The organism is Zoogloea sp. JDB1, assembly GCF_056724025.1.
The window spans coordinates 521891-537727 of the sequence record NZ_CM161496.1; the positions used below are offsets into that span (position 1 = coordinate 521891).

Below are 15837 nucleotides of genomic sequence, written 5' to 3' on the forward strand. Positions count from 1 at the left end.
GAAACAGTTTCAAGCGGTCGCGTGCTTACCAGAAACGCCGGATTCGTCCGTTAGCAATAACGGACGTGGATTGAAACAAACGGCCCGGCCGTGGACAGCATCGCTGGAAGCGATTCGTCCGTTAGCAATAACGGACGTGGATTGAAACGGTAATCAGTCGATGGGCGGAAACGGGACTTTCGATGATTCGTCCGTTAGCAATAACGGACGTGGATTGAAACCTGATATGGCCGGTTGTCCATCTGGAGCACTGTCGATTCGTCCGTTAGCAATAACGGACGTGGATTGAAACCCTGAACGCCGCGCTTGAGCAAGCGGCCGCCATCGATTCGTCCGTTAGCAATAACGGACGTGGATTGAAACGACAATGTGTCGAACAAATACGCTGTCGCAATCCGATTCGTCCGTTAGCAATAACGGACGTGGATTGAAACAGCTTGCGCGCCTTCGTCAGCGCATCGGCTGGGTGGATTCGTCCGTTAGCAATAACGGACGTGGATTGAAACCTTGGGGTGCGTGACGCGGCGATCATGGGGCTGCGATTCGTCCGTTAGCAATAACGGACGTGGATTGAAACGGGTTGAGGGCACGGCCAGCTCCCCCGGCAATGGATTCGTCCGTTAGCAATAACGGACGTGGATTGAAACAGCGTGAAGAACACAGCCGGCACCACGACCTATGGATTCGTCCGTTAGCAATAACGGACGTGGATTGAAACACCGAGGAGATCGAGGCCGCGAAGGCCTTGATCAACGATTCGTCCGTTAGCAATAACGGACGTGGATTGAAACTCGGGCTTGGGCCGAGGAGATGGCGTGGCGCGTGTGATTCGTCCGTTAGCAATAACGGACGTGGATTGAAACTCGATGGTCAATGACCGCCTCCAGGCGGCAGCCAATGGATTCGTCCGTTAGCAATAACGGACGTGGATTGAAACCGGGTCTGGAGGGTGAGTTCGTAAACATTCGAGAAAGATTCGTCCGTTAGCAATAACGGACGTGGATTGAAACTGGCTGCGGTCGATCAGGTGATCGACACCGGTCGGATTCGTCCGTTAGCAATAACGGACGTGGATTGAAACCGCCATGGGATGTGGCTGAAGCTCGGCTGGCCGGCGATTCGTCCGTTAGCAATAACGGACGTGGATTGAAACAGGTGCTGACCGAAACCATCCAGTCCGACGCCGGCCGATTCGTCCGTTAGCAATAACGGACGTGGATTGAAACACCAACAGCGGTGGCCCCCCCACCACAGGGCAATCGCACCTACTTTGCATAGTGAAACGCCCCTCTTAAAACGCAACAAATTCGTGACGTGACTGTTCACCGCGGCCCAAATTGTGTAGTTTCCTGCCTTTTTGGGCATCCGATGAAAATGGGAAACGTCATGCCGCTGACGCAGGTATTCGTCTCGATCTCCGACCCGCGCAGTGCGCGCCATACCCGCCATGACCTGGCCGAATTGCTGACGGTGGCGGTCTGTGCGGTGCTCTCGGGCGTGGACGACTTCGTCGACATCGAGTTGTGGGCCGAAGCCAAGCTCGACTGGTTGCGCGGGTTCATCGCGCTTGAGCACGGCATCCCGTCTCACGACACGATGGGGCGCGTGTTCGGCATGATTGCCCCCGACGAGTTCGAATCCGCCTTCCGACGCTGGGTCGGCATGGTGGTGCCCGCATTGGCCGAAGAGACGGTTGTCGCCATCGACGGCAAGACCAGCCGGCGCACGGGCAGCAAGACGAAAGCCGAGGCCGCTCCGCTGCATCTGGTCAGCGCGTTCGCCGCCGGCATGGGCGTTGTATTGGGCCAGATGGCCACCGACGAGAAGTCCAACGAGATCACCGCCATTCCGGAACTGCTCGCCAGGCTGGCACTCGAGGGCTGCGTGGTGACGATCGATGCGATGGGAACGCAGACAAAGATCGCGCGCACGATTCGCGAACGGGGCGCCCACTACGTGCTGTGCGTGAAGGAGAACCATCCGAATCTGTACGATTCGATCCTGTTCGCCGGCCTCGATCCCCGAGCCCCCCTAAGGCCCCATTCCACACACGAAACCACGACCCAGGATCACGGGCGCATCGAAGTACGCCGATGCCGGGCTTATGAGGGCGTCGGCCGGCTCTACCAGAGCGACGCCTGGCAGGATCTGGCCAGCTTTGCGGTGCTCGAACGCGAGCGCACGGTCGGTGGCCACACCAGCACCGAGCGCCTCTTCTACATCAGCAGTCTGCCCGCCGATGCCGAGCGCATTGCACGGGCCGTGCGCAGTCACTGGGAGGTGGAGAATCGGCTTCACTGGTGTTTGGATGTGCAGTTCAACGAGGATCAGTCACGCGTACGCAGCGGCTACGCCGCCAACAACCTGGCCATCGTCCGCCACATCGTCATGAACCTGCTGCGACTCGATACGACGCGCAAGGCCAGCATCAAGTCCAAGCGCATGCTCGCAGCCACTGTCGATGCGTTTCGCGCCCAGCTGCTGGGGGTATGACGTTAAGGTGCGATTGCCCTGCCCCCCACCATGCGTTGCGGATTCGTCCGTTAGCAATAACGGACGTGGATTGAAACTCGATGATCTGCAGGCGGATGACGGTCGCGTCGTCCGATTCGTCCGTTAGCAATAACGGACGTGGATTGAAACTGACGCTGAATGCTCGCCTCGACGATCTGCGCCAGGGATTCGTCCGTTAGCAATAACGGACGTGGATTGAAACACGCAGAGGGCGGTGGCACAAACTACGGCCCATTCGATTCGTCCGTTAGCAATAACGGACGTGGATTGAAACTTGCGATGCGCTGCCATTTTGAGCACAGCCAGCAGTGATTCGTCCGTTAGCAATAACGGACGTGGATTGAAACTCATGCAACGACGCCCGCCACCGGCAGAAGCCTTGATTCGTCCGTTAGCAATAACGGACGTGGATTGAAACACATCAATGCCTTTGGCAGCCCGTGTCAGGTAGCGATTCGTCCGTTAGCAATAACGGACGTGGATTGAAACTCGAGGATCTTCTGCCCGCACTTGAGAACGCGGCGGATTCGTCCGTTAGCAATAACGGACGTGGATTGAAACTAGATGTATAAACAGGATCTGTTCCACTTGGGATAGTGATTCGTCCGTTAGCAATAACGGACGTGGATTGAAACCTCTTATCAGTCAGGATCAGCAGTTATCAATGCCGATTCGTCCGTTAGCAATAACGGACATGGATTGAAACGTCATCGATGCACATCGTCCCGACGTGGATAGCGAGGATTCGTCCGTTAGCAATAACGGACGTGGATTGAAACCCTGCAAGCTCCAGGCGCAGCACCCGCGCCCGGAGTGATTCGTCCGTTAGCAATAACGGACGTGGATTGAAACCGAAGCGCAAGCGTGGATACAGCGTCGGCGTGACCATGATTCGTCCGTTAGCAATAACGGACGTGGATTGAAACATCTTCCGAAGCTGGCGTCGCAAGCGGCAGTCGAAGGATTCGTCCGTTAGCAATAACGGACGTGGATTGAAACATGGGACGAGTGACGGCGGATCACGGCCGCAAACGATTCGTCCGTTAGCAATAACGGACGTGGATTGAAACTTCGCCGTCACCCAGCCATACCCAGCGTCCGCATCACCGATTCGTCCGTTAGCAATAACGGACGTGGATTGAAACTCCAAGGTCGGCAACGTCCAGGACTTCACGCCCGGATTCGTCCGTTAGCAATAACGGACGTGGATTGAAACCGGCAATGGCCAGGTACATGGCACCGCTGCCGGTGATTCGTCCGTTAGCAATAACGGACGTGGATTGAAACTATTGAAGATACTGTAAAGACTTTTGAAAAGATTAAAGAGGATTCGTCCGTTAGCAATAACGGACGTGGATTGAAACTATGAGTCGTCTGCAGGGCTTGGACTCAAGAAAGATTCGTCCGTTAGCAATAACGGACGTGGATTAAAACGGATCCGATCGCCTGCAGCTCATCGCCGAGGGCGATTCGTCCGTTAGCAATAACGGACGTGGATTGAAACTGCGACGACGAGCCAGGTCACGACAGGCAGCACTTGATTCGTCCGTTAGCAATAACGGACGTGGATTGAAACCGAGCGGCGCAAGGCTGCCGGCTACAGCAGCGGCGCGATTCGTCCGTTAGCAATAACGGACGTGGATTGAAACCTGCAGCAGATCAACATGGTCGGCGTCACCGAACGATTCGTCCGTTAGCAATAACGGACGTGGATTGAAACATGTCGGTAGCTGGTGCGGCTGTCATGATGGGCGGTGATTCGTCCGTTAGCAATAACGGACGTGGATTGAAACAGCAACTCAACGCCCGCTACAGCGCTGCCGCCATTGATTCGTCCGTTAGCAATAACGGACGTGGATTGAAACATTTTTGCCTAAATGCTCTCGGGTCCGGCTACCCGATTCGTCCGTTAGCAATAACGGACGTGGATTGAAACGGCGAGCAGCACGCTCACCTGGTTGAGCGCCTCGGAGATTCGTCCGTTAGCAATAACGGACGTGGATTGAAACGAGTTCGACCTGGGCGAGGCCGAAGATCTCGCGCGATTCGTCCGTTAGCAATAACGGACGTGGATTGAAACGAAGACGTGCAGCTGGCAATGATGGAGGCGCCAGGGGATTCGTCCGTTAGCAATAACGGACGTGGATTGAAACATCGCCCAGGCCATGCCGTGGATCGATCCGCTCAAGGATTCGTCCGTTAGCAATAACGGACGTGGATTGAGACCTGATGGGCTACCAAGGAAGGGCCCTGCGCCCCGCCTGCTACGTCTGCGCACCCTGATCGACCGGGACGACGACACCGAATTGGTCCTCGGAGCGACAGCATGAGCGCCGCCTACGACGGCTTACGCTCCCGACGCCCTCAAGGCGTCCATGCAGACCCGCCTCTCCCGCAAGCCGCGCAGCGGCGCCGGGCCGGAAGCCTGATCGCCCCTCCGCCAGCCGGCCGTCCGGCGCACCCTGCCGCCACCCACGCTCATCCGCCCGCCCCCCGCCGAAGCGCTCCGCACAGGCAGTCCGCCCCACCGGACACCCCCGGTAGCCGATCCGGCAAGCGCGAACCCCGTCCCGACTATCCGGAAGTTCCTCGCGAGGAGCCCGGCAAGTGTCCTGCCCCATCCGCGAGTCCCTCGCGAGTACCTCCGGGACAGACCGTCCCAATCCCGCCGAGACACCCACCCTGTCCGGGAGCTCCTCGCGACGAGCCCGGAGATACTCGCGAGAGTCGCCGGGATAGGGGCCGCCTGTCCGGGAGAGGGTGCCGAGCAGCCCTGAGACAGCCCTGTCCTATCGTCCATACTCAAGCGAGAGCTTCCGCTACAGGACGGACCACCCCGGCGAGGGTCGCGAGTATCTCCGGGATGGTCGCGACTACCTCGGCAGGGGTCGCGAGTCATGCGGCGGCGGGGAAGAGCGTGGCGTCAAGACTGAGGAGAACCTCCATCTGGCGGCCGGGCAAGCCCGCGCACAAGCCGATGAGCCGGATGGCCGGCGCGACCTCGTCGCGCCCGCTGAACGCCGGCAGTCCAACACGACAGGCCCCGATGCAAGCTTTTTGCGTTATACCTGCCGCTCCCTCTGACTGGCTCGCCGGAGTTGCTCGTGAATCCGCTCCTCAGTATCGCCCTCGCCCTGGGTCTTGCCGGGCTCTTGTTCTTTGCCTATCGCCGCATCGGCGCCGCCTACGGCCTGCGCGGCGGGCTGGCGCTGATTGCGCTGGTGCTGCTGGCCGTCAATCCGCTCTACCGAATGGCAGCGGTCGGCTATCTGCAGGTGATCGCCAACCAGCATCCGGCCATCGTGGCCAATCCGTACTGGGATCTCTACTACACCTTCACGATCTTCCTGACCGCGGCGGCGCTGGTGCTCAGCGTATACGGCGGTGTCGGCGTGCTGACCGGGCGCCGACGCTCGATCGTGTGGCGTGCGCTGATCGCGCTGTGGGTGTCGGGGCCGCTGGTGAATGCGCTCTACCTGTTCGTCGCCGGCCGGGTGGCCGTGCTGGCGGCCGTGCCGGCGCCGGACTTCATGCTGGGCATGCTGCCGCCGCTGGCCACCAGCCTGCTGGCGACGGCCTACCTGCTGGCGGCAGCGCAGGTACGAGCGGTCTATGCCGACGCGGCCGAGATCGAGACACCTTCGGCCTGAAGCGCCACCGCGTCGAACACCGGCACGGTTTCCGGCAGCGGCGACGGCACATGCACGGCGAAGCCCTGGGCGTAATCCACGCCCAGGCTCTGCACTACATCAAGGACCGCCTCGCTGCCGACGAATTCGGCGATGGTGGCGAGGCCATGCACCTGGGCGACCCGCACCATCGATTCGACCACCGCGTGGTCGGCGGCGTCGCTGTCCGCGTGCTTGACGAACATGCCGTCGATCTTCAGGTAATCGACCTTGAACTGCTTGAGGTAGCCGAAGGACGACAGGCCACTGCCGAAGTCGTCCAGGGCCAGCGCGCAGCCCAAGCTGTGGGCGAAGTCGATGAACTCGAAGGCCCGCTCGACGCGTGCGATGGCGCAGCTCTCGGTGATTTCGAAGCTGATGCAGGCCGGGTCGATCGCATGGCGCGCGAAGGTATCACGGATGAAATCCGGCAGCTCCTCGTCAGCCAGCGTCGCACCGGAGAGGTTGATCGCCACCCGCGGCAGCGCAGTGGCGCCAGCCGCCACCCAGCCGGCAATGGCGCGGCAGGTGTTCTCGATGACCCAACGGTCCACGAATGGCATCAGGTTGTAGCGCTCGGCGGCCGGGATGAAATAAGCCGGTGCGATGATCCGGCCATCCTCACCGACCATGCGGACGAGGATCTCCAGGTGGTCCCGGTGCCCCGGCCGCAGGGAACGGTAACGCTGGTGATACAGCGCAAAGCGGCCCTGCTCCAGCGCCGCCGAGATCTGCGGCAAGGACATGAACTCCGCTTGCCGAGCACGGAAGTAGTCGTCGGTCGGCACGAAGACCTGCACCCGGTTGCGGCCGCGCTCCTTGGCCGCGTAGCAGGCGGTATCGGCGGCGATCAGCAGATCGGTGATGGTGGCGAGGCTGGGTGAGGATTCGACGATGCCGACACTGGCGCCGATGCGGAAGACCTTGCCTTCCCACGTGAAGGGTATTGCGCGGATGTCATCGATGATCAGCTGGGCGCGACGCACCGCTTCGTCGAGGCTCACGTCGCGCATGATCAGGCCGAACTCGTCGCCGCCCAGGCGGGCCAGGTAGCCGAAGGAGAAGCGGGTCTGCATCGCCTGGGCCAGGTTCTGCAGCAGGCTGTCGCCGGCCGAATGGCCGCAGGCGTCGTTGACGGCCTTGAACTGGTCCAGGTCGATGTAGACCAGGATCACCTTTTCGCGGCTGTGCGCCGCCTCTTCCAGCGAGCGGGTCAGCTGGTTCTCGAAGGCGCGCCGGTTGTAAAGCCCGGTCAAAGGATCGTGGGAAGCGTGGAAGGCCAATTCCTCGGTGACGAAGTGCTGCACCGTGATGTCGCGCAGGCTGGAGCGGTAGCCCAGGCTGCTGCCGTCGTCGGCATGGATCGGCTGCCAGGACATGGCCACCCAGATCACCTGGCCATCCTTGCGCTGCACACGGAACTCCAGGTCCTGCCCGGTCTGGCCGGCGAGCGCCCACTGGTGCTGGTTGTGCACCAACTCTCGGTCGTCCGGCAGCACCAGCGGCAGCGGGAAATTCTCCAGCGCCAGACATTCCGGCGGCGTGTAGCCGGTCAGGCGCTCCACCGCCGGGTTCACCCAGCGCAGCCGGCCATCAGGCCCAAACCAGTTCTCCCATGCATAGGTGTGGTCGGCAATGGCGCGGAAACGCTGCTCGCTGTCGCTCAGCTCGGCGATGCGTTGGCGCACCGCATCGGTCATCGCATTGAAGCTGTGGGCCAGCAGGCCCACCTCGTCGCGGGTGCGGTAATCGAGCCTGACACTGAAATCCCCATCCGCCACGCGTGCGCTGGCCTCGGCCAGATTGACCAGATGGCGGGTCAGCCAGTAACCGGTGGCAAGCAGCAGCAGAAAGCTCAGGCTCAGTTCGACCAGCGCGATCAGACTGCCCTGACGGAATAGCGCCGCCTTGGCTGCCTCGATGTAGGACGTGGACAGACCGTAATGCACTGCTCCATAGACCTGCCCTTGCAGCTCTACGTCGAAGACCACGTGATAAACGCCGCTGCCATTGAAGTCATGCGACGCCTCCGGCAAGCCACCGGTGCCATCCCAGCCTGAAGCGGCCAGCACCTGACCGCGGGGGTCCGTGACGGCCAGGTAGCTGACGTCGGCGGAGACCTGCCAGCCGTCGAGGATGTCGCGCAGCGTGGCGTAGTCGCGTGCTGCCAGCGGCACCGCAACCGCCGTTTTGTAGGCCAGCTCGATGGCCTGGATGCGCACTTCGAGCTGGTGTTCCAGCTGGGTCTCGATCAGGCGCACGCCGTTGCCGACCAACAGCGCCAGCATCGTCGCCTCGATCAGCAGGCTGGCCAGCAACAGCTTGCTGCGCAGGGAGCGGAAGAAAGGCACGCGGATCATTGCGGACGGCTCTGCTCCATGAGCTGTCGCAAGGTGGCCAGGTAGGGCTTATAGACCGCCAGTTCGCCGGCATCCAGGTCTTCGAAACCGATGTAGGAAGTCTCCCGGAAGAAGGCCTGGCCCTCCGGCGCGCTCTCGAAGGCGCGCAGCGCGTCCTTGAGGCGCTGCAGCTCGGCCGGCCCCAGCCGCTTGTGGGCCATGAACAGCACATGGGGCAGCCGGATCTCCGACGAGAAGTAACGCAGGCGCTGGCGCACGTCCTCCGGCACCTGGCCGAGCAGCGTCGTCGTCGTGATCGCGCCATCCGCATCGCCGACCGCCACCGCGGCGATCGCCGCGCCATGGGTGGGACGCTCCTGCAGCACGAAGTCCTTGTCCGGGCGCATGCCCTTCTCGCCCAGCCACTTGAGGCCGGCGATGGAGGCAAAGGCGATGCGGTTGGCGATCGCGATACGCCGTCCACGCAAACCCTTCGCGTCGGCGGCCGCATCGTCCTTGCGCACCACCATGATCGGCTCCATACGGGCCTTGTAGTGGTACAGCGGCACATAACCCTTGTCGAGCGCCATCAGACCGAAATGCGGCGGGGTGATCATCAGGTCGTAGTGGCCGTCCAGCTGTTCGCGCAGGAAGCTCTGATAGTCCGGTGCGGTGAAGATTTCAACCGGCCGCCCGAGGCGCGTCTGCAGGAACTGGCGCAGGGGCTGGTGGGTCTTCATCAACGCCAGCGTGCTGTTGAAGGGCAGGATGCCGAAACGCAGGGCCGTCCCGTCGACGGCCAGCGCCGGGACGGCCAGCATCATGAAGACCAGCAGTAGCCACGTACGCCAGACCTTCGCACATACCCCACTGCATTGCGCTGTCATCTCGCCACACTCCATTCGTACAATGGGACTCACTCGAGGGGTCGCAGGACCGCTGCGTCCGAAAAACAGACATGCAAGGCCTATCGGCCGGGCCGCTTGCAACTTGATTGCCGTAACGGCAATTGCTGCAGTGCAACCGCGCGGCATCCGTCATGGCGCGCAGCTTACCGATTCGGCCTGCCACCCCCCATGCAGGAATCCACGACCGGCACGATTTACCTGCCGGCTACCGACTTTTCGATGCCATCCGGACCATTCATCCCCATGTACCCACGTCGTCTGAAAATCCACCACCATCCCGCAACGCACACCACGACCCGTCCGCCGCTGCTGTTCGTGCACGGCGGGTATACCAACGCCCTGTGCTGGGAACACAATTTCATTCCGTATTTCAACCAGCGTGGTTATGACGCCTACGCGCTGGACCTGTCCGGCCACGGTGGCAGCGAAGGGCGCGAGCGGCTGGACGAGTTCAGTCTGGCCGACTTCGCCGACGACCTGGCCCAGGCGGTGGAAAGCCTGCCCGCCACGCCGGTTCTGATCGGCCACTCGATGGGCACCCTGGTGGTGCAGCGCTACCTGGCCCACGGCCCGGCGGCCGGGGTGGCGCTACTGGCGCCGGTGCCACCCACCGGCACCGGCGGCTCGGCCGGACGGCTGGCCCTGCAGCAGCCGGATTTCTTCCGCGAGCTGCCCAACGTGGTGGCCGGCCGGCCGACGGAGCACACGCTGCGCATCATGGCGGAGGTGTATTTCTCGCCCGACATGCCACGCCAGGACGTGCTGCAGTACATGCCGATGATCCAACCCGAATCGGAACAGGCGATTGCCGAGATGGTCGCGCTGCCCTTCACGCCGGCGGGGCGCCGGCCGGATATTCCGGCGCTGGTGATGGGCGGGCGGGAGGACGCGGTGTTTCCGGCATCAATGCTGTTCTTCACCGCACTGCAGTGGAAAGCCCGCCAGGTGGTCATCGACGGCGCCGGCCACATGCTGATGCTCGACCCCCAGTGGCCGCAGGCCGCTGCGGCGCTCGGCGACTGGCTGGACACGATTCCGTCGGCACAGGCTTGAACCCGGCCGGCGGACTCCGCGCAGGAATCTACGGACGGAGGAAACCGCCCTCGACCCAGGCCGCCGCACTGGCCCGGTTGAGCTTGAAGCCGGCCTCCACGCGCACTTCGGCGATCACTTCGCCGAAGGCGTCGTGGGCGGCCAGCGTGGCATAGGGTTCGTAGTCGTCGGGCACGATGTCGAGGGTCACCTCCACCGGTCCGTCCCCGGTGCTCACCGTCATGCGCTTGTGCAGCAGCGCGTGCAGATGCTGCTCATGGCGGCGCAGCACCTCGGAGGCGGTCTTGACCAGGGTGTTGAAGGCGGTGGCGTCGAGGGGCTTGGGGTTCTTCTTGTCGCGGCCCATGGTCCACGGCCCGACCAGCGCCGGCTCGGCCTCGCCATGCTTGATCATCGCCACGGCCCAGCCGTCGTCGTCCTCGTTCTTGATGACCTTGGCGGTCCATCCGTTGTCGCACCACAGGCGGTCCTCCCGGACCACCTCAGGCAAATCGTCAGCATCGTGTGTCATCGGCGCATTTTAGCCTGCGCCGGGCCGCCCTCAGGCGCGGTCGAGCATCACGTAGCGCTTGCTGACCCGCTCCAGCACCTCGAAGGTGCCGGTAAAGCCAGCAGGGATGATGCCGGCATCGCCGGGGCCGAACTCCCGCGCCACACCTTTGGCATCGACGATGCGCAGGCGACCGCTGATCACCTGGAAGAACTCGTGGCGCCCGGGATGGAAGGCGATCCGCCAGGCGCCCGGCTCGCAGCTCCAGTCGCCGATGGACAACGCGCCGTTGTCGGCAACATAGCGCTCGGCGGTCAGGCGCCGCGGCGGCATGCCGATTGCACGCTCGGCGGCGGGATGGTCTTCGACCGCGGCGGGTGCCGGGTCGGCAAAATGGATCACGGACGGCACGGGAGATTCTCATGTGCAGGCGGGTTCATTCGCCCGCTGGCGGGTCAAGGGGAAATCCGATGGCGCATGGATTCACCCCTACGGGTGTTCAGAACAGTTCGACGTCGTCGCCCTTGTCCTTCATTTCGGCCTTGTAGTGGCTCAGGGCTTCCTTCACCGGCACGCCCTGCATCACCGCGTTGAACATCTCCACCTCTTCGCGGGTGGAATACTTGGCGCGGATCTTCTCCTGCAGCGCAACCCACTCGAAGGGGTTGTAGAGCTTGCGCTGGTCGGTGACGAGACTGGACAGGGCCTCCAGGCTGTGGGAAACGTGGGCCAGGCGCTGGCTGAGCTTGTCGTAGAACTGGAAGGCCATGATGGACTTCTGGACGCGCCCCGCCACCTCGCCGGCATGGCCGATGAGGGATTCCTTCAGTTGGGCGGTGGCCGGCGTGTCCGGCAGTTGCTCGAGGGCGGAACCCATCATGCGCATGTAGCCGGCCATCGACGTGAAGGAGTCGGTCAGCACCTCCACCGAGCTGTTGCCTTCCTTCATCGCCGACTCGATCTGCCCGACGGCCAGTTCGAGCAGCAGCACCGTCTCTCGGACCTGGCTCCAATCCAGGTCGGGGGCATGGGCGCTGGTGCCGCGGCGTTCTTCTGGTGCAGTCATGACATTCTCCGGAGACCGGTTAATTAATGGCGAATATTCGGCACGGCGCCGAAAAGCTTTAGGACAGGCAGGGCGGGGATGCTACGCCGAAGCGCCGGCAAAGACCGGCTCCGGCTCCAGATTCACTCCGAAACGGGCCAGCACATCGGCCCGCACCGCGTTGCTGATGGCAACCACGTCGGCACCGGTGGCCCCTCCGTGATTCACCAGCACCAGCGCCTGCTTCTCGTAGCAGCCCACCGGGCCGAGGCGGCGCCCCTTCCAGCCGGCCTGGTCGATGAGCCAGCCGGCTGCGAGCTTCACGCGGCCATCGGCCTGCGGGTAATGGGGCAGGCCGGGATGCCGCTCCGCCAGGCGCGCGTAGGTTTCGGCGTCGACCACCGGATTCTTGAAGAAGCTGCCGGCGTTGCCGATCTCGGCCGGGTCGGGCAGCTTGTGGCGGCGGATCGCGATGACCGCGTCCGACACTTGCAGCGGAGTTGGCGAGCTGATGCCCTGGGCGTCGAGCTCCTTCGCCACGTCGGCATAGCCAGTGACGGCCTTCCAGGCCTTGGGCAGGCGGAAGGTGACGGCGGCGATCAGATAGCGACCCTTGCCGGCCTGCTTGAAGAAGCTGTCGCGGTAACCGAAAGCGCAGTCGCGCTTGTCGAAGCCCACCGTTTTGCCGGTTTCCAGGTCGTAGGCGCGCAGGCTGTAGAAGTGCTCGGCCATCTCGAGGCCGTAGGCACCGATGTTCTGCACCGGCGCGGCACCGACGGTGCCGGGGATCAGCGACAGGTTCTCGAGGCCCGGCCAGCCCATCTCCAGCGTCCACCGCACGAAATCGTGCCAGTTCTCGCCGCCACCGGCACGGATGTAGAAGGCGTCAGCGTCCTCCTGCACACGGCTGCGGCCGTGGAAGGCCACATGCAGCACGAGGCCGGGGAAATCGCCGGTCAGCACCAGATTGGAGCCGCCCCCAATGACCAGTTTCGGCAGGCCGGCGATGCGCGGATCGTCGAGCACCGCGCGCAGCGCATCGACGTGGTCCACAGCAGCGAACCAGGCCGCGCGGGCCGGCAGGCGCAAGGTGTTCAGCGTATCGAGGGAAACGTCCTGGCGCAGCAGGTCGAGGGCGTTGGTGACGTGGCTCATTGGCGGACCTCGGCGACGGGCGCCGGCGCCAGCAGACCCGGCGTGCGGCGGTAGGGATTGATGTCCAGCCCGCCGCGGCGGGTGTAGCGCGCCCACACGGACAGCTTGGACGGCCGGCACTCGCGCAGGATGTCCACGAAGATCCGCTCGACGCACTGCTCGTGGAACTCGTTGTGCTGGCGGAAGGACACGATGTAGCGCAGCAGCGCCTCCCGGTCGATCGGGGCGCCGTAGTAGCGCACCACCACCATCGCCCAGTCGGGCTGGCCGGTGACCAGGCAATTGGACTTGAGCAGGTGGGAATACAGGGTCTCGCCGACCTCCGGCGCGCCGTGGTCGGCCTTCAGCAGGGACGGATCGGGCGTGTAGCGGTCGATATCGATGTCGAGGGTGTCGAGCAGCACGCCGTCGGGATAGCCAATGGCCCGTTCCGGGCGGGTACTGAGGGGCTCGACCTGCACTGTCACCTGCGCGCCGACGGCGTCCGACAGATCGCGGGCCAGGGTCTTGCCGAGGTCGGCAACGCTGTCCACACGGGTCTGGTTGAAGGAGTTCAGGTACAGCTTGAAGGACTTGGACTCGACAATATTCGGCGAATCGGCCGGCACGCGGAAGCTGGCCAGCGCCACCACCGGCTTGCCGCGGGGGTCGAGCCAGGACAGCTCGTAGGCGTTCCACAAGTCTTCGCCGACGAAGGGCAGCGCGCCGTCGGCCAGGCCGATCTCGTCACGCTTGCCCTGGCGGGCGATGGGGAAGAGCAGTTCCGGCGCGTAGTGCTCGGCGTAGGCCACCGGCTTGCCGAGGGGCGACGCGTCGGGATGGGCGGGGTGTTTCGTAGACATTCTCGTATTGTACTGGCTCAGGCCAGCAGCAGCCGGCCGGGAGAGCAGGACACAATCTTTTCAAGCTCGGCCGCCACGGCTCCGTTAATGTGGCAAATCCGCCTACCTGCTTCACAGAATGACTTACAAGGTCCTCATCGTCGACGACGTTGCGACGATCCGCGGCTTCGTGCGGGCTGCCATCGCCCCGCTGAACTACTCGATCCTCGAAGCCCACAACGGGGCACGGGCGCTGGAACTGTGCCGGCAGGAACAGCCCGACCTGGTCGTCACCGACTGGAATATGCCGGGCATGCGCGGCGACGAACTGATCAAGCACATCCGCGCCGAGGACCCGGAAACCCACATCATCGTCCTCACCGCCGAAGGGGCTCGCGGCCAGGTCAGTGCGATGCTGGCCCTCGACATCCAGGGCTATGTGTTGAAGCCCTTCCAGCTACCGGCCCTGCGTCGGCGCATCGAGGCCGTCCTGTTGCAGCGGCTGCCCCGCGCTGCCTTCCCGTCGCAGGGCTGACAGCAGCTTCTGGCCGCCGCGCCCATCCACCGGCTGACCGAGGCGCTGCTGCTCGATGCGGATCGCAGCCCGGCTAGCGTCGCCGAGCATGCCGTCCACGGTACCAATGGCGTGGCCACGGGCGATCAGCAGGGTCTGCAGCTCGCGCCGCTCGGCGCGGGACAGACCGGCGTCGTCGGTCGGCCAAGGCGTAACAAAGGGCCCGCCGCCGCGCAGGCGATCGGACAGATGGGCAATGGCCAGCGCATAGCTCTCGGCGGCGTTGTAGCCGTAGATCGCATCGAAATTACGGAACACCAGAAAGGCCGGCCCCTTCGGCCCTGCCGGCAGCAGCAGGCCGGCGTTGCCGGCGCCATCCAGCGGCGTGCCGTCGACACGCTTCACCCCGCGGGCGCTCCACGCCGCCAGCGGCTGCTTGTTGCGCCGCCCGGCACCGCTGGCGTCGAAGCCATCCGGCAGACGCACCTCGTAGCCCCACACCTCGTCTTCGCGCCACCCCGCCTTGCGCAGGAAGTTGGCGGTGGACGCCAGCGCGTCGGGAACGCTACCAACCAGGTCCCGACGGCCGTCGCCATCGAAGTCGACAGCCAGACGCAGGAAAGTGGACGGCATGAACTGGGTGTGACCGAAGGCCCCAGCCCACGAGCCGGTGAGCTGCTCGGCGCTGACATCACCGCTATCGACGATCTTCAGTGCGTCGTAGAACTCGCCGCGGAAGTAGGCCTGGCGCCGCCCGTAGCAGGACAGCGTGGATAGCGACGTGAGCAGAGGACGGGAACCGAAATTGCGGCCGAAGTTGCTCTCCACGCCCCACACCGCAACGACCGTGGCCGGGTCCACATGGAAGCGCGCCGCCACGGCCGCCAGCGTGTCGCCCCACTGGGCGAGCCTGGCCTGGCCGTCGGCGACGCGCTCGTCGTCCACCAGGCCGGCGAGGTAGTCCCAGATCGGGGTGCGGAACTCCGGCTGGTAGTCGAGCAGATCCAGCACCTTCATGTCCGGCACGAGGCTGACTGTGAGGCGCTCATAGCCTTCCGGCGACACGCCGCGGGCCACTGCTGCGGCCTTCAGGCCGGCCACGCAGGGCGCGAAGCTGGCCGGATCGGGCGCGGCCTGGGCATGGGCGGTGGCCGTCACCGCCAGAATGAGCAACGGCACGGCAAAGATGGCAAACCGGGTGCTCACGCAGGCACCCGCGGATTTATTTCGTTTCATCGATCAGCGAACACTGTTTGATGGGAGGACGATTGAGCCGACCGCAGCGATCACCTCGTCACGCGCCTGCCAAACGCCACGAGACATCCACAAG

The 15837-nt window shown here is 63.6% G+C and carries 12 protein-coding genes and 2 CRISPR repeat arrays (1 of these 14 running past the window's edge); of the genes, 4 read left to right on the plus strand and 8 right to left on the minus strand.

Annotation, left to right across the window (positions count from 1 at the left end; all coding sequences use genetic code 11):
- A CRISPR array of direct repeats spans positions 1-1227; the repeat unit is 37 nt; unit sequence GATTCGTCCGTTAGCAATAACGGACGTGGATTGAAAC; it begins 5496 nt to the left of the window's first position.
- A gap of 141 nt (positions 1228-1368) precedes the next feature.
- Together AC1PPK_RS02390 and AC1PPK_RS02395 are read left to right on the plus strand one after the other, a co-directional pair.
- Positions 1369-2493, plus strand: a complete 1125-nt coding sequence (locus tag AC1PPK_RS02390) for an ISAs1 family transposase (protein WP_481113589.1) — start codon at positions 1369-1371, stop codon at positions 2491-2493.
- Positions 2494-2533: 40 nt separating this feature from the next.
- Positions 2534-4740: a CRISPR direct-repeat array (repeat unit 37 nt; unit sequence GATTCGTCCGTTAGCAATAACGGACGTGGATTGAAAC).
- A gap of 878 nt (positions 4741-5618) precedes the next feature.
- Positions 5619-6164 (plus strand): hypothetical protein, encoded by a 546-nt coding sequence (locus AC1PPK_RS02395; RefSeq protein WP_481116253.1) that lies wholly within the window; start codon positions 5619-5621, stop codon positions 6162-6164.
- Here AC1PPK_RS02395 and AC1PPK_RS02400 read toward each other — a convergent pair.
- Both AC1PPK_RS02400 and AC1PPK_RS02405 read right to left on the minus strand, forming a co-directional pair.
- Entirely contained in the window at positions 6125-8542 is a 2418-nt protein-coding gene (locus AC1PPK_RS02400; RefSeq protein WP_481116254.1) for an EAL domain-containing protein, read from the minus strand. The two genes, AC1PPK_RS02395 and AC1PPK_RS02400, sit on opposite strands and share 40 nt — an antisense overlap.
- Positions 8539-9408, minus strand: a complete 870-nt coding sequence (locus AC1PPK_RS02405; RefSeq protein ID WP_481116255.1) for a PhnD/SsuA/transferrin family substrate-binding protein — start codon at positions 9406-9408, stop codon at positions 8539-8541. The genes AC1PPK_RS02400 and AC1PPK_RS02405 overlap by 4 nt, the downstream gene beginning before the upstream one ends.
- 264 nt (positions 9409-9672) lie before the next feature.
- On the opposite strand from AC1PPK_RS02405, the gene AC1PPK_RS02410 reads away from it, so the two are divergent.
- Positions 9673-10482 carry an alpha/beta hydrolase gene (locus AC1PPK_RS02410; RefSeq protein ID WP_481116256.1) on the plus strand — a complete coding sequence of 270 codons (810 nt, stop codon included), beginning with the start codon at positions 9673-9675 and terminating at the stop codon, positions 10480-10482.
- A gap of 28 nt (positions 10483-10510) precedes the next feature.
- Here the strand turns inward: AC1PPK_RS02410 and AC1PPK_RS02415 are convergent, their stop codons facing one another.
- The 5 genes from AC1PPK_RS02415 to queF all read right to left on the minus strand — a co-directional run bounded on the left by AC1PPK_RS02415 (position 10511) and on the right by queF (position 14014).
- On the minus strand, positions 10511-10993 hold the full coding sequence (locus tag AC1PPK_RS02415) for a hypothetical protein (protein ID WP_481116257.1): 483 nt from the start codon (positions 10991-10993) through the stop codon (positions 10511-10513).
- A 30-nt stretch (positions 10994-11023) separates the two neighbouring features.
- Complete coding sequence (locus AC1PPK_RS02420) at positions 11024-11383, minus strand: cupin domain-containing protein (RefSeq protein ID WP_481116258.1); 360 nt, start codon at positions 11381-11383, stop codon at positions 11024-11026.
- 88 nt (positions 11384-11471) lie between these two features.
- Complete coding sequence (locus AC1PPK_RS02425; protein WP_481116259.1) at positions 11472-12038, minus strand: hypothetical protein; 567 nt, start codon at positions 12036-12038, stop codon at positions 11472-11474.
- A gap of 81 nt (positions 12039-12119) precedes the next feature.
- The gene (murB, locus tag AC1PPK_RS02430) at positions 12120-13172 is read right to left on the minus strand and encodes a UDP-N-acetylmuramate dehydrogenase (RefSeq protein ID WP_481116260.1); all 1053 of its coding nucleotides are present in this window, start codon (positions 13170-13172) and stop codon (positions 12120-12122) included.
- Positions 13169-14014, minus strand: coding sequence for an NADPH-dependent 7-cyano-7-deazaguanine reductase QueF (queF, locus tag AC1PPK_RS02435; RefSeq protein WP_481116261.1), 846 nt, complete (start codon positions 14012-14014; stop codon positions 13169-13171). The genes murB and queF overlap by 4 nt, the downstream gene beginning before the upstream one ends.
- A gap of 118 nt (positions 14015-14132) precedes the next feature.
- Between queF and AC1PPK_RS02440 the strand changes: the two genes are divergently transcribed.
- Positions 14133-14528: a response regulator gene (locus AC1PPK_RS02440; RefSeq protein WP_481116262.1), complete on the plus strand. Its 396-nt coding sequence runs from the start codon at positions 14133-14135 to the stop codon at positions 14526-14528.
- Here AC1PPK_RS02440 and AC1PPK_RS02445 read toward each other — a convergent pair.
- Entirely contained in the window at positions 14451-15713 is a 1263-nt protein-coding gene (locus tag AC1PPK_RS02445; protein WP_481116263.1) for a lytic murein transglycosylase, read from the minus strand. The genes AC1PPK_RS02440 and AC1PPK_RS02445 overlap by 78 nt on opposite strands.
- Positions 15714-15837 lie beyond the last annotated feature (124 nt).

Coding starts and splice junctions, on each gene's coding strand:
- AC1PPK_RS02415 (WP_481116257.1), bottom strand. CDS start 10,993: ATGACACACGATGCTGACGATTTGCCTGAGGTGGTCCGGGAGGACCGC.
- AC1PPK_RS02405 (WP_481116255.1), bottom strand. CDS start 9,408: ATGACAGCGCAATGCAGTGGGGTATGTGCGAAGGTCTGGCGTACGTGG.
- murB (WP_481116260.1), bottom strand. CDS start 13,172: ATGAGCCACGTCACCAACGCCCTCGACCTGCTGCGCCAGGACGTTTCC.
- AC1PPK_RS02410 (WP_481116256.1), top strand. CDS start 9,673: ATGTACCCACGTCGTCTGAAAATCCACCACCATCCCGCAACGCACACC.
- queF (WP_481116261.1), bottom strand. CDS start 14,014: ATGTCTACGAAACACCCCGCCCATCCCGACGCGTCGCCCCTCGGCAAG.
- AC1PPK_RS02440 (WP_481116262.1), top strand. CDS start 14,133: ATGACTTACAAGGTCCTCATCGTCGACGACGTTGCGACGATCCGCGGC.
- AC1PPK_RS02400 (WP_481116254.1), bottom strand. CDS start 8,542: ATGATCCGCGTGCCTTTCTTCCGCTCCCTGCGCAGCAAGCTGTTGCTG.
- AC1PPK_RS02390 (WP_481113589.1), top strand. CDS start 1,369: ATGAAAATGGGAAACGTCATGCCGCTGACGCAGGTATTCGTCTCGATC.
- AC1PPK_RS02425 (WP_481116259.1), bottom strand. CDS start 12,038: ATGACTGCACCAGAAGAACGCCGCGGCACCAGCGCCCATGCCCCCGAC.